The organism is Bacteroides xylanisolvens, assembly GCF_018289135.1.
Classification (GTDB): domain Bacteria; phylum Bacteroidota; class Bacteroidia; order Bacteroidales; family Bacteroidaceae; genus Bacteroides; species Bacteroides xylanisolvens.
Genome location: NZ_CP072216.1, coordinates 990502 through 1006033, shown reverse-complemented (window position 1 = coordinate 1006033; position 15532 = coordinate 990502). Strand labels below are relative to the sequence as shown.

The following is a 15532-nucleotide window of genomic DNA, read 5'->3' as shown; positions in this document are numbered from 1 at the left end:
TAAAAGTTCTATTATGAAAACAAAAGTATTAAGTATCATATTGTTGGGAGCCTCTTTAGGGCTTGGCTCATGTAGTGATTATCTGGACATGACTCCAACAGACAGAGCATCAGATAAACTTGTATGGAGTAAACTCGACTATGCAGAACAGGCAGTCAACGATTTCTATCGCTATATAGATTATTTAGGAGTCTACAGGGATGGACAATGTTTGGCAGGAATGACAGAAGCTCTGACAGATCAGCTTAAATATGGTTCCTACAACTATATGGCTAAATGTCAGATACCTAGTGAAATTGCTTATGGAGGTTCTGTTCTCACAGTGAATTATGTTAGTACTTACCTTGGCAACTGGGGGACGATGTACGAATATGTGCGCCGTGTCAATGAAGGTATCAACAAATTAAAGAAATATGCTTCATTTGGTCAGGCTGATGAAGAACGCTTGGAAGCTGAAATGCGTTTCTTCAGAGGGTATCTCTATACAGATTTATTAAAGCGTTATAAAGAAGTGATTATATACGATGAGAATCTGGATAATATAAAAAAGGATATGCCAGTTAGTTCGGAAGCCGACGGATGGAATTTTGTATATAATGATCTAAAATATGCCGGTGAACATTTGCCTGTTGATAAAACTCCTAACGGACGTTTAACTAGCGGAGCTGCTTATGCAATGTTATCGAGAGCTATGTTGTATGCGGAAAGATGGGATGACGCTCGTATCGCAGCTGAAAAGGTGATGGGAATGGGTTATGAATTAGAAGCAAAAGAAGACTATTCAAATGCCTTTAAAGCAGGAAGCAAAGAAGCCATTCTACAATATTGTTATGATAAGAGTTCCACTGTGACTCATGACTTTGATGGATATATGGTTCCTGGGGGTGATAAAGCGCTCGACGGCAATTCCATGACCGGAGGATTCGGTACCCCGACACAAGAAATGGTTGAATCGTATGAATATGCAGATGGTAGTGGTTTCCCCGATTGGAGTGCATGGCATACTGCTGAAGGTACTACAACGACTCCTCCTTATGCCAAATTGGAACCACGTTTTAAAGCTACCATTCTCTATAATGGAGCAACATGGAAAGGCAGAACGATAGAATCTTTCGTAAACGGTACTGATGGTTGGGCTGCATGGAAAACAGATGCCAAACCGGAAGGACGTTCTACTACCGGGTATTATTTACGTAAATTGGTAGATGAAGCTCATAATTTTACTTCCATACAAGCCAGTACACAGCCATGGACAGAAATTCGTTACGCAGAGGTATTACTGAATCATGCAGAAGCATGTTATCATCTGAATGGCTATACGGATAAGGCAAATAAAGACATAAAAGATATTCGTAACAGAGTGGGATTGTCTTACACAGACAAAAGTGGGGATGATTTAATGAAAGCCATCCGTCAGGAACGCAAAGTAGAACTTGCTTATGAAGGACATTATTATTGGGACATGCGTCGTTGGAAATTATCTGCGACAGCATTCACCGGTATTCGTCTTCATGGAATGAAAATAGAGAAAAATGCAAATGGGTCTTTCACTTACATTTATACAGAATGTGATGATAAAGATCGTAATTTCCCGACTAAGATGTATCGTTTCCCAATGCCACAGGCAGAGTTGGACAATAACGGTGCGGTAACTCAATATGCAGAATGGCAATAAATCTAAAATGAAAACATTATGAAAAAGAATATACTATATCTATTATTAGGGATTTTGGCTCTCACGAGTTCTTGCCAGGATCCGGAATATGTGCTTCCTACTGCGGACAGACAGGGAATCACGAGCTTGACTGCACTCTTTACTTCTGGGCCATACGTGGATAAAGAGGCTGTGGTATATACTATTGCAGATGCTTCTGTAGATAAGTATGTAATTCCTATGCCATGGTATTATCCGGAAAATAGTGATAATGAAACTTCAGAATATATGAAAGCGATGAGGATTCAGGCAAAGTTGGCACCAAACTGTACTATTGAACCGGTTCTTTCAATTCTCGATCTGACTAAAGAGAATTATTTCACTTATACAGACGCTCAAGGATATAAGAAACAAATCTGCATCACAGGCGAAAGAGTTAAGTCTACTAAGTGTCAGTTATTAAGTTTCTCAATACCGTCTGAAGACATTACAGGTATTATTGATGAAGACCACAAAACTGTATCTTTAATCTCTGCGGAAGATTTATCTTCTTGCTTGGCAGATTATTCACTGTCGGCTCATGCGACCATGTCACCGGATCCTAAAACAGAGCCTCTTAATTTTAATTCACCTGTTGAGCTTACAGTGATTGCTCACGATGGAGTGACAAAGCAAACTTATACTATTCAAAAAGCAGTACCGGATAAGATTCCTTACGGATATAGAAAAGGTAGTGAGACAGAATTATTTAAATTGGATATGGGAGTTATCGGCTTACCTTGGACTGGAGCAAATGCACCTTCTTTAGCTGTTTCCGGAAATAATCTGGTAGTTTGCTTGGGTGATGGTACCACAACTCCTGCATATTACAATGCATCTACGGGAAATAAGATTGGTAATGTAACTTTGGGTAGTGTGAGTGTTGCATCTTTAGGATGTATGACAAGTGATAGTAGGGGAAATATATTATTAGCAACGAAGGCTACTAATGGCAAGTCTTTCTCAATCTATAAGACTTCTTCTGTTACGACTGCTCCAACTTTATTGACTACTTATACTAATAATACAGGGTTAGATATGGGTACGAAAGTGTCTGTTCAAGGAGATATTAATACTAATGCCTCTATTATTGCTACTTGTGACGGAACAGCCAGTTCAGGTTCCAATAAGTTTGTTCGTTGGATTATAACAGACGGTGTATTGGGAAGTCCTCAAGTAGTAACAGTGAATGGTGTAGGTAATTGGGGAGCTCCCGCATCAAACACTAAAGTTGTGACTAAAGGAACTACTGCTCAAAGTGATTATTTCTTGTCATACTATGATTCTAACATTCTTTATTGGGTGAATGGAACAAATAATAATGCAAGTAAATCTCTGGAAGACTCCGACAATGGTAATTCTTGGGCAATGAATAACAACTGTCTGGATACAAGAAGCTTTAATAATGCACAATATCTTGTATTGGTATGTACAGCTCATTTCCCGCAATGGGGTGGAACTCCATGCTTATATATGTATGATGTAACGTCAGACGGATCATTCACTGGTACAATATCTACTTCAGATGCTCTGTCATTCAATCCTTCACTTTCCTCATACAATTCATCCGATGGTGTAGCTGCAACAGGTGATGTATTGCTTGCTCCGACAACAGATGGATATAAGCTCCGTGCTTACTACGTGGATAACAACTGTAAGGTTATCGGAGGATATGAGTTTGATTGTATCGACAAATAATTAATTGATCTCTTTATCTCATATATGATGAGAAAATACCCATTCATCATATATGGGATAAAGAAATCTGTAAATCATTTAAAGGAGTAGCTATATGTCAACAAAGAAAAAAATGTTATGGTTATTATCATTACTGCCTTTTTTCATAGCATGTGGTGATGATAACACTGATATCCCGGATTGGCCATGGGCGGAGCCGGAGACTCCAACTGAACCTGTTGAAGCCAATCCTGATATTGTAAATTTAGGCTGGACCAATGTGAAAAGCACTTATGGAACCTTGCCTGAACATATCAACGTATATAAATCACCAGAAACACTGGAAGGCAAAAAAGCGATAGCTTATATTGCGGTAGGTGATATGAGTAAGGCAGCATTTGGTGTATTAGGAGAAAAGACTGGATTGAAAAAGCCAAAAGAATTTTATGAAGAGAACAACTCCACAATTGTAATCAATGGAGGTTTCTTCTATGAGGGGTCATTAAGCCTAATATGGCGTAACGGTGAAATGGTGTGTAAGAACAATGATGTAACAGCAGAAGATTGGACTAACGGTCCATTCTGGTATCCTGTATTAGCTGCATTCTGTGAAATGAATGATGGCTCATTCAAATCAATGTGGACTTACACAACACTATCCAATGTTACTTATTGGTATTCGGAGCCCTCACCGGTAAAATCAGAAACAACTCCTAATGAAAATTTTCCGTCTACAGGAACTGTCTTAAATGCTAAAACAGGAATAGGCGGTGGCCCCGTACTTCTGTTGGATGGAAACATAAAGAATACATACGAAGAAGAAATTTTATCAGATATTGGCGCCACGGTGAACAGACCTCGTTCGGCTATTGGTATCACCAATGATAAGAAAATGATTCTTTTTGTGTGTGAAGGAGATGGAATGACAACGGGAGTTGCCGGTATGACCACCGAAAATGTAGCTAATATCATGAAAACACTGGGATGTACGGATGCTATCAATTTGGATGGCGGTGGTTCCAGTTGCATGTTAGTCAATGGGCAAGAGACGATCAAGACAAGTGACTCCAGCGGAGACGAAAGATCCGTAGCATCAGTAGTCACTCTTAAATAAAAAATGTACTGCGGATATATCAGGCAGTATATACCTAATAAAACAAGTATGATATGAGAAAATTTCTAAAAATACTAATACTGACTTTCTTGGGAGCAGTTACAATAACCTCCTGTAGTGATGATTCTGATGGAATTCCCGGATGGCCGTGGAACGATAATTCGACAGAAAAGCCGGACGAGCCGGATGTTGCAGAAGCTAAGCCACGATATATTTGGATTGATGCGGCTGCTAATTTTCCTGACTATGCCAATAGTAAGGAAAACATAGCCAAAGATATGGAAAAGATAAAAGCGGCAGGATTCACTGATATTATTGTCGATGTACGTCCCACTACAGGAGATGTATTATTCAATACTAATGTTGTAGATCAGGTGAAACGTATGGATGTATGGGGTAATTCCGGATATAGTTATTATGAAAGGACGGAAACTTGGGATTATTTACAGGCATTTATTGAGGAGGCTCGTATACAAGGATTAAAAGTGAATGCTTCTATCAATACATTTGTAGGAGGCTATTTATGTCCGTATAATTTAGGACATGATGGAGTCTTGTTCCGTGATGAATCAAAAAAAGGATGGGCTAGTGTAGCTAATCTAGCTGACGGGCTAACCAATACGATGGATTTGTTGGACGATGAAACCGATTATGGAGCGAAATTTTTCAATCCCGCTAATGATGATGTACAAAACTTTGTTTTACAGTTGTTGGCCGACTTGGCTAAATATGATTTGGATGGCATCATATTGGATCGTTGTCGTTATGATGACTATGGCTTAGAAAGCGATTTTTCAGATATTTCCAAACAGAAGTTCGAAGAATACATCGGTGAAACTGTAGCAAACTTCCCGGCAGATATTATGGCACCCGGTACGGATGAAATACCTTCTGACCAGCCTGTTTATTTTAAGAAGTGGTTGGAATTCAGAGCGAAAGTTATTCATGATTTCATAGTAAAGGCACGCGAGAAAGTTAAATCTGTCAATAACAATATCAAGTTTGGAGTTTATGTTGGTGCCTGGTATTCAACATACTATACATCAGGCGTGAACTGGGCCAGCCCTAAATACAACACCTCCGCTTATTATCCGAAATGGGCTACTTCCGATTATAAGAATTATGGATATGCGGACCATTTGGACTATATCTTTTTGGGTGCTTATGCTTCCGTGAACAATATATATGGAAGTGGCGAATGGACCATGGAAGGTTTTTGTAAGAATGGACGTGAACTGTTACAAGGAGATGTACCTTTTGCAGGCGGACCAGATATCGGTAACAGTACCGGATGGACTGACGGAGGACAATCTGCAAAAATTCCGGATACTATTGATGCTTGTATCAGTAATAGTGACGGCTTCTTTGCCTTCGACCTTTGCCACGTTAAGAAATACGACTATTGGAACGCTTTTAAAACAGGCTTTGATAAATATCTGGAATCTATCGAAGAATGAGGTTTGAACTAACCAACTAATTATGAAAATATATTTATTACAATTCTTTTTATTAATAGGTCTGGGCTTGAATTTACAAGCCCAGATTCCTTCTAACCCTATTCGCGGGAAAGTAACCTGTAATGGGACAGGAGTCCCGGGGGTAGTAGTGACCGACGGAATAGACTGTGTGTTGACTGACCAACAAGGCCAATATACTCTCCCCCCTAATAGGAATGTGCGTTTCATTTATTTATCCACTCCTTCCGGATATTTACCGAAAACAGAACAAACAATACCTTTATTCTATCAGAAGCTGAATCCGGCCAAGCAAGATATTTACGACTTCGAATTGGTAAGAAATCCGCAAAATGAGATCAATCATTTGTTTTTGGTGCAGGCAGATGCGCAGGTTACTTCCGAAGATGACGTAAAGGCTTATGCTAAATATCTGCAAGATATGAAAGAATATATTCGTCCGTATATGGGCAAAAAAGAAGTATTCGGCATAGATTGTGGGGATATCGTAGGAGATACTCCTTCTTTATATCCTTCCTATATAGATACGGTATCATCATTAGAGATTCCCATCTATCGGGCAATTGGTAATCACGACATGACGTATGGAGGGCGTACTTTTGAATATTCTTATCGCACTTTCGAAAGTTATTTCGGTCCTATCTACTATTCATTAAATAAAGGTAATGCTCATTATATCGTGCTTGACAATTGCTTTTATGTCAACCGTGATTATCAATATATAGGTTACATTGATGAACGTACTTTCCAATGGCTGGAGAAAGACCTCTCTTATGTGCCCAAAGACAAACTTGTCTTTGTAGTGATGCATATTCCTTCCAGTCTTCAGAAGAAGCTAAGATATAACACGCTAGATCAAGATGAAACGGTCAATACAGCTGCACTATATAAATTATTGGAAGGTTATAATGCCCACATCATTTCCGGACATACACATTTTAATGTAAACGTATGTTTTAATGACTCATTAATGGAACATAACACAGCTGCCGTATGCGGTACTTGGTGGCGTGCAGATATTAATGTGGATGGTACTCCGAGGGGATATGGGGTATATGAAGTAGACGGGAACCAAGTGAAATGGCTATATAAAAGTGCAGGCTACCCGAAAGAGCATCAATTACATGTATATCAGGCCGGATCATCTGACGAGTACCCTTCCGATATTATTGCTAACGTATGGAACTGGGATGAACAGTGGAAAGTGGAATGGTATGAAAACGGAAAGCGAATGGGAGAAATGCAACGCTACAAAGGATATGATCCTGCAGCCAAAGCAATCTGTTCTGACAAAGAAAAGGTGAAATATGAATGGATTTCCCCAGTTCTTACCGAACATCTATTTCATGCTACTCCCCGTAATAAAAATGCTAAAATAGAAGTGAAAGTAACAGATCGCTTCGGCAATGTGTATACTGAAGCTGTCGAAAACAAATAAGAATCATATGTTGAAAGCCAAATATTTTATATTATTGATATGCTTCTCGTTTCTCCTGAAAACAGAAGCGAAAGTAACCCTTACTTCCATTTGGGGGGATAATATGGTGTTACAGCAACAATCGGAAGTTACTTTTTCCGGAACAGCGACTTCGGGAAAACGTGTGCAGGCTACCGCTTCATGGAATAATAAAAAAATCCAAACGAATGTTGATGCAAAAGGTGAATGGAAACTTTCTCTCCAAACACCGGTAGCTGGAGGTCCGTATAGTATTACGTTCTCGGATGGAGAGGACCTCACATTGCAGAATATTTTAATAGGAGAAGTCTGGTTCTGTTCCGGACAGTCGAATATGGAAATGCCAGTGAAAGGATTCCGTGGACAGCCTGTGTTTGGTTCCCAGCCATACATTGTATCTGCTAATCCCAAACGTCCACTGCGTCTCTATACTGTAAAAAATGCCTGGAGTACCATTCCACAGGAAGCTGGGGTGGACGGAGAATGGAAAGAAGCCTCTCCGGAAGATGTTGCTGATTTCAGTGCAACTGCCTATTTCTTTGGCAATCAGTTACAGCAATCTTTGGATGTTCCTGTCGGTCTGATACATTGTTCCTGGAGCATGTCAAAAATAGAGGCTTGGATGAATAAAGAGACTTTATCGGGCTTTCCGGAAATAGCATTGCCTGATGTAATACAGAGAGAGTTCGGGTGGACGGCAGGGACTCCTACATTATTGTGGAATGCAATGGTGAATCCATGGAAAGGATTTCCTGTTAAAGGAGTGATTTGGTATCAAGGTGAAGCAAACACACCCGATCCCGGATTATATAAGAGATTATTTCCTGCAATGGTTTCTCAATGGAGAACATTCTTCAACAATCCCCAAATGCCATTTTATTACGTACAGATTGCACCATGGAAATCGGAAGGCAATGATAAACTGGATTGGGCTTGGTTCCGCCAGTGTCAGTTGGAGTTGATGTCAGCTGTTCCAAATGTTGGAATGGTGACCACAGGTGATGCCGGGAGTGAAAACTTTATTCATTCGCCCTATAAGATAAAGGTCGGTGAACGACTGGCTTATTGGGCATTGGCAAAAACGTATCATCGTAAAGGTATTCAATATTCCGGTCCTATATACAAATCCCACCGAGTAAAAGGGAATGTAGTAGAAATAGACTTTGAACATGGTGAAGAAGGATTGATCCCGGAAAATCAAAACGTGAAAGGATTTGAAATAGTGGGGACGGATGGTATATTCCGACCGGCCAAAGCGGAAATTATCAATGGTTCTTCTACTGTAGAGGTCTGGAATGATTCGATCAATGCCCCCATAGAGGTACGTTATTGTTTCCGGAATTATATGTTGGGAGAATTATGCAATAATGCGGCTATTCCTGCTTCTCCTTTCCGGATTGTAATCAAAAAGAAACCTGCGTTAATGTGGTTCGATGCCGAAGCTAACTTCGAACGTTTCAGCCATAAAGACTCGATTGACTATTATTTGGAGAAAATCAAATCAGTAGGTTTCACTCATGCAATAGTGGATATACGGCCCATTACGGGAGAAGTACTTTATCAAAGTCAGTTTGCTCCACAAATGAAAGAGTGGAAAGGCGCAAAGGCCGGGAATTTTGATTATTTGCAATACTTCATTAAAAAAGGGCACGAATTGGGTCTTGAGATTCATGCTTCATTAAATGTATTCTGTGCCGGACACAATTATTTCGATCGTGGAATGGTATATAGTGGACATCCGGACTGGGCATCCATGGTATATACTCCCGATAAAGGCATTATTCCGATTACGGAAGAAAAACAAAAATATGGTGCTATGATTAATCCTCTGAATGAGGAGTATCGTGCGCATATTCTAAATGTACTGAAAGAAGTAGTGACCAAATACCCTGATTTGGATGGCTTGATGCTCGACCGCGTACGCTATGATGGTATAACAGCCGACTTCTCACCGCTTTCACGCGAAAAGTTTGAAGCGTATATAGGTAAGAAAGTGGCGAAGTTCCCCGAAGATATTTTTGTTTGGAAGAAGAATACGGATGGGAAGTTTATCACACAACCGGGAAAGTATTTCCAGAAATGGATGGAATGGAGAACGAAAAACATTACTGATTTTATGGCATTGGCACGTAAGGAAGTGAAAGCCGCCAATCCAAAAGTTTCTTTCGGCACATATACCGGAGCTTGGTATCCGTCTTACTATGAAGTGGGAGTTAATTTCGCCAGCAAAAAGTATGATCCGGCTAAAGACTTCAGTTGGGCCACTCCCGAATATAAAAATTACGGATACGCGGAACTGATCGATTTGTATGCAACCGGAAATTACTATACAGACATAACGATAGAGGAATACAAGAAAACGAACCGCAACATCTGGAACGAGACTGATTCGCAGGCTCAAGCCGGTACATGGTACTGTGTAGAAGGTTCCTGTCAGCACTTGCGTCAGATTCTTAAAGACAACAAGTTTATGGGCGGCATCTTGGTGGATCAGTTCTATGATAATCCGGGGAAATTATCCGAAACAATAGAGATGAACCTTCGTCGATCGGATGGACTAATGGTATTCGATATAGTACACATCATCCAAAAGAATCTTTGGAAAGAAGTAGAAAAAGGAATGCGCGAGGGGGGAGCTTTATGAACAACAGAGCTTTAGCTTTAGATGCCTTACGGGGATATGCAATTATTACGATGGTGCTTTCGGCTACCATCGTAACGCATGTTCTTCCCGGTTGGATGAGTCATGCTCAAACGCCTCCGCCAGATCATGTGTTTAATCCTCTGTTGCCCGGTATTACTTGGGTAGATCTTGTGTTTCCTTTTTTCCTGTTCGCTATGGGAGCCGCGTTTCCTTTTTCCATAAGGAAGCGTGCTGAAAAAGGTGATTCAAAATTAAAACTTGTTTATGAAGCTGTCAAACGGGGGATTCAGTTGACCTTCTTTGCTATTTTCATCCAGCATTTTTATCCGTATATGTTAAGCTCTCCGCAAGATATGAGGGCATGGTTGCTGGCTATACTCTGTTTTGTTGTTCTATTTCCCATGTTCATGCGTATTCCTTTGAAAATGCCGGATTGGGCACATACTTCTATAAAAGTCGGAGCTTACATGGTTGCTGCTATCATGTTGGCTACCACTTCTTATGCGGATGGAAAAACATTCAGCTTATTCTCCAGCAACATCATAATTTTGCTGCTAGCTAACATGGCTATTTTCGGTTCTATCCTTTACATTTTCACAATGAATAATCGTTGGATACGTTTAGGAATTCTAATATTGCTAATGGCTATGATATTAGGGAGTACAGTGGATGGTTCTTGGACACAGAGTGTATTTAATTATACTCCTCTGCCGTGGATGTATCGGTTTGACTATTTGAAATACTTATTTATCGTTATTCCCGGCAGTATAGCCGGGGAGTATTTAGCGGAGTGGATGAAAGCATATCAAAAAGAAACGGATGATTATGCTACATCTCCTTATCGTAAAATGAGTATCATGTTGATGATATTATCCGTTGTTATCATCATTAGCAATCTTTACGGCCTATACACTCGTAATTTGGTTGTTAATCTTGTGGTTACTGTTTTATTGTTATTAGCTGGCAAGTGTATATTTCTACGTAAAGTGGATGGAATAGCTCTATTGTGGAAAAAGTTGTTTAATGCAGGAGCATATTTACTTCTTCTGGGTTTGTGTTTTGAACCTTTTCAGGATGGTATTAAAAAAGATCCAACTACTTTTAGTTATTTCTTTGTCACTTCCGGGTTAGCTTTTCTGGCCCTTTTATTTCTAAGTATCGTTTGTGATTATTTCCGGTGTATCAAAAGTACTCGTTTTTTGGTGATGTCCGGTCAGAATCCGATGATAGCTTATGTGGTCGGAGATTTGCTGATTATGCCATTGATTAATCTACTTGGACTTGCTTCATTGCTATCTTATTTTCAACAAAATGCCTGGCTAGGTTTTCTCCAGGGAGTAATCCTTACTTCTTTGGCTGTGTTAGCAACTATGTTCTTCACTAAAATCAAATGGTTTTGGAGAACATGATTTTCAAAAGAATATTTTCTCGTTTATATTTATGTCTGTTTTGTAACCCTAGGAAATATTGATCATTTGCAACCGATCCTATTCCTCCAGGATGCCATACAATACATATATATATCATTCCTAGTTTATACATAGTAAAGTTACTATTCATTAGATACAAACTTCTTTTGATTAGAGGCTAAAGTTATGTTTGATAGATGGCAAACTTTAATTGCAAGCTTTGATTATATAAATGCAAGTTTCATTTTTATAATCAAAGCTTGCAATTATAAAAACGAAACTTGCATTTAAAGATTGAGATTAGCTAAAAAAAGTTTACTATGTATGCAAAAGAAGTTTGGACTTCATTGAAAGGAAGTTTTCTATGTATGAACTGGAAGCAGCCACCTTTATCGAAGGTGTCAATCTCGCACCACAATCAGTATAACAATTAAAAAAAATGATTATCTTTGTCGCACTCTAGGCAGAAACATGACAGAAGGATTAGCAGTGCTAATCATTGCCAACGTAGCTAATGCAATGAAAACAATAAAGGCAGTGACGGCAAACAAAGGAAAGTGCTGACCGCTGCCGGAATTAAATAGATGATGAAACAATTCTTTCTTTTCACAATGTTGTGCCTGTTCGGCATACAGTTGCAGGCACAACAACTGACGTACTATGATGCGTCATGCTTTCCCCTTTTAGGAAAAGCAACACAAGACACAGGGGCAAGATATGAGAGACTACCGGATTCTCTCAAAAACATTTCTCGTTCCCCTTTATGGAATTTGAGTCGTAATTCGGCAGGAATGGCGATACGATTTCGTAGTAACTCTACCCGAATAGCGTTGAAATGGGAGAATCTCTTTAACAATCACATGAATCACATGACTGATACAGGAGTAAAAGGACTTGATTTATACTGTTGGGAAAGCAACGGAAAGTGGAGATTTGTAAACAGTGCCCGCCCGAATGGAAAAACGAATCAAGCAACGATCATTGCCAATATGCAACCCCAAGAAAGAGAATATATGCTTTATCTTCCTCTTTATGATGGCCTTGTTTCTTTGTCTATAGGAGTGGACTCGTTATCCACCATCGATCAGCCTTTCATTGATTATCCGATCCGCAAAAGGCCGGTTGTATTTTATGGCACCAGCATTCTTCAAGGGGGGTGTGCTTCACGTCCAGGAATGGCACATACCAATATCATATCGAGAAGACTGAACCGTGAATGTATCAACTTGGGATTTAGTGGAAATGCACTTTTAGACTTGGAAGTGGCCAAAGTGATAGCCGAAGTAGATGCCAGTGTTTTTGTTTTAGATTTTGTGCCTAATGCTTCTGTAGAACAGATGAAAGAACGGATGGAAACATTTTATCGTATCATTCGTAGTAAACATCCGGATACGCCAGTCATTTTTATAGAAGATCCTATTTTCACTCATACGCTTTATGATGAAAGAATAGCTAAAGAAGTGCAAAGAAAGAATGACACATTAAAGGAAATATTCAACCGGCTAAAGAAAGAAAATGAAAAGAATATCATTTTTATCTCTTCCAAAAATATGCTGGGAGAAGATGGGGAAGCTACAGTTGACGGCATACATTTCACAGATTTAGGTATGATGAGATATGCTGATTTAGTTTGTCCGATCATTAAGAAAGCAATAAAATAATGACGCTATGCCAACAACATGGCGTCATTATTTTAGATCTCATTCTATTGAATTCCTATCTCACTAACAAACATCCAAGGAACAAGAGTAGAGGCCTTTGATACAGAAGCATTTGCTTGAATCTTAACAAAACGTGCCTTTGTAGATTCAAAGTCTAGTTGATGTTGGGATACACTGGCTTCTTTTCCCTGTTTTGCTATTATTCTTTCTTCTTTTACACATTGATAATATTTTCCATCATCAGAAACAAAGACAGAAATTAAATCCGGGTCCAAGATATTATCACTTATCACCGAAAGGTTAGTAAAAAGTAACTTACTAATGCTCGTTTGTTGTCTAAGATCAATGACTGCTTCAAACCCTTTAGGAAAACCTAACCATCGGGCATCGTCAGGACGCGTAGAACCGATAATGCCATCCACTAGCATTGAAGCTCCACCATATACATGCATGCGGCTTAACTCTGAATGTAATGTCACAGGTTTAAATGTCGCTTTATTACAATCAACTTTTAAACTCGAAACCTGTGACATTTGATTATTCCGATATGCCATAGCTTTCAAAGTTACACTACTATCTATTTTCAATACTCCTTTATATAAATAACTATTTCTATCGGGAAGACTTCCATCTAAAGTGTAAAAAATAGAATCATTCCCCAGAGTAGAAAGAGAAACTTCCAAATCTCTATTTTTTATATCAACCTTATCTGTAATAGATACATCCAGAATATGACGCGCGTAGTTATATCCATACAAGTCATATATATCAATGATTTGTGGTAAACGGGATAAAAAATCCAGATAGTTTTTCTTTTCCGGCATTGTCCATTGAACTTCGGAGAGGGCAGCAAGCCGTGGCAGAATCTGATACTGGCGTATCCGTTCGTTAGGCATATACTCGCACCAGACATTGGCTTGAACCCCTATTATATGTTTTTTTTCATTATCTGTCAGTCCTTCAGGTAATGGTTCAAATGAATATACCCTTTCTACATTTATATATCCGCCTACCGGTATTTCTTCTTTACTACTATCTAAGGTCTGGCTATAATCAAAATACATGTGAGTGGCAGGTGCCATGATGACATCATGATTCAATCTCGCAGCTTCTATTCCTCCGGAAATGCCTCGCCATGACATTATAACAGAACCATCCATGGGCATTCCTTCCAATATTTCATCCCATCCAATAACTTGTTTCCCTTTAGAATGCAGGTATTGGGCTATTTCTCCCATAAAATAGCTTTGCAAATAATCCTCTTTAGAAAATCTGGAATCACTTTTTAAATGAAGCTGTTTAATTTTGCCCTGACATTTCGAACATGCCTGCCATCGCTCTTTGACGCACTCGTCTCCTCCTATATGAATATATTTTCCGGGAAACAGCTCGCATACTTCATCCATCACGTCTTTAAACAACTGAAGGGATTGCTCATTTCCTGCACAAATTACATCTTTAATAACTCCCCATCGGTTAGCCACTTTATATTCTTTTTCAATACATCCTAACTCTGGATAGGAAGCTAACACTGCAGATGTATGTCCCGGCAAGTCTATTTCCGGAATGATGGTAATATATCTTTCGGCCGCATACGCAATAACGTCTTTTATTTGGTCTTGAGTATAAAAACCTCCATGACGTTGATTGTCTGTGGGATAATCATTACCACCTATATAGCGTCCCACCACAGTATTATCACGCCATGCGCCTATTTGTGTTAAAAGAGGACGTTTCTTTATCTCCATTCGCCAACCTTGATCGTCTGTCAAATGCCAATGGAATACATTTAAGTTATGCAAAGCCAGGATATCAATCGTTCGTTTCACCATTTCTACATCCGAGAAATGTCTACTCACATCAAGCATCATTCCTCTGTATGCAAATCTGGGATAATCTTTGATTTCCGTTGCCGGAAAATGAACTTCGGAAACTTCTTGCACAGGTATTGATTTAACAAGCGTCTGCATTGCATAAAATGCTCCGGATGGAGTCACAGATTGTATATGAATCTCGGAGGAATCAATATTGATTTGATAAGCCTCTTTATGGGTATGTTTCAATCCCAGTTCAAAGATGACGACATTTGCTCCTTCTTTCTTATCGCCCTGTTCTACTTGAAGATTGAGGTTGGCGTTACGCTTTACTGTCGTGGAAAATTGATTAGCGATACCCTTTAACGCTAAATCTTTAAAGAAAATCCGAGTAGCAGAATTCATAGTAAAGCTTCTCTCTGTTTTCTTTAAACTAATTTGTTGGGGCAATGGAATGACTTTATAAGATGCGTCAGAATATTTCTGCGTACATGCAAAAAGTAAAGAAGAGAATAATAGTGTTATAATTGATTTCTTCATACGTAAAAATAGATAAAAGTCTGCTCTAGTTTTGTTATTAACTAGAACA

The 15532-nt window shown here is 39.2% G+C and carries 9 protein-coding genes; 8 read left to right on the top strand and 1 reads right to left on the bottom strand.

Annotated elements, in window-relative coordinates; genetic code table 11:
* The first annotated feature begins 13 nt into the window (after positions 1 to 13).
* The 8 genes from INE92_RS04340 (at position 14) to INE92_RS04305 (ending at position 13129) form a co-directional block, all read left to right on the top strand.
* Positions 14 to 1675, top strand: a complete 1662-nt coding sequence (locus tag INE92_RS04340) for a RagB/SusD family nutrient uptake outer membrane protein (protein ID WP_008022031.1) — start codon at positions 14 to 16, stop codon at positions 1673 to 1675.
* A gap of 18 nt (positions 1676 to 1693) precedes the next feature.
* Entirely contained in the window at positions 1694 to 3391 is a 1698-nt protein-coding gene (locus tag INE92_RS04335; protein ID WP_004308394.1) for a DUF5018 domain-containing protein, read from the top strand.
* A gap of 94 nt (positions 3392 to 3485) precedes the next feature.
* Entirely contained in the window at positions 3486 to 4484 is a 999-nt protein-coding gene (locus INE92_RS04330) for a phosphodiester glycosidase family protein (RefSeq protein WP_008644146.1), read from the top strand.
* Between the two features lie 53 nt (positions 4485 to 4537).
* Positions 4538 to 5941, top strand: a complete 1404-nt coding sequence (locus INE92_RS04325; protein ID WP_008644145.1) for an alpha amylase family protein — start codon at positions 4538 to 4540, stop codon at positions 5939 to 5941.
* 22 nt (positions 5942 to 5963) lie between these two features.
* The gene (locus INE92_RS04320; protein WP_004308395.1) at positions 5964 to 7397 is read left to right on the top strand and encodes a calcineurin-like phosphoesterase C-terminal domain-containing protein; all 1434 of its coding nucleotides are present in this window, start codon (positions 5964 to 5966) and stop codon (positions 7395 to 7397) included.
* 7 nt (positions 7398 to 7404) lie between these two features.
* Entirely contained in the window at positions 7405 to 10059 is a 2655-nt protein-coding gene (locus INE92_RS04315) for an alpha amylase family protein (RefSeq protein WP_032846667.1), read from the top strand.
* On the top strand, positions 10056 to 11468 hold the full coding sequence (locus tag INE92_RS04310; protein WP_015532839.1) for a DUF5009 domain-containing protein: 1413 nt from the start codon (positions 10056 to 10058) through the stop codon (positions 11466 to 11468). The genes INE92_RS04315 and INE92_RS04310 overlap by 4 nt, the downstream gene beginning before the upstream one ends.
* A gap of 611 nt (positions 11469 to 12079) precedes the next feature.
* Positions 12080 to 13129, top strand: coding sequence for an SGNH/GDSL hydrolase family protein (locus tag INE92_RS04305; RefSeq protein WP_008022018.1), 1050 nt, complete (start codon positions 12080 to 12082; stop codon positions 13127 to 13129).
* A gap of 44 nt (positions 13130 to 13173) precedes the next feature.
* On the opposite strand, the gene INE92_RS04300 is transcribed toward INE92_RS04305, so the two are convergent.
* Positions 13174 to 15483 carry a beta-N-acetylhexosaminidase gene (locus INE92_RS04300; protein WP_008022017.1) on the bottom strand — a complete coding sequence of 770 codons (2310 nt, stop codon included), beginning with the start codon at positions 15481 to 15483 and terminating at the stop codon, positions 13174 to 13176.
* Positions 15484 to 15532: the final 49 nt, after the last annotated feature.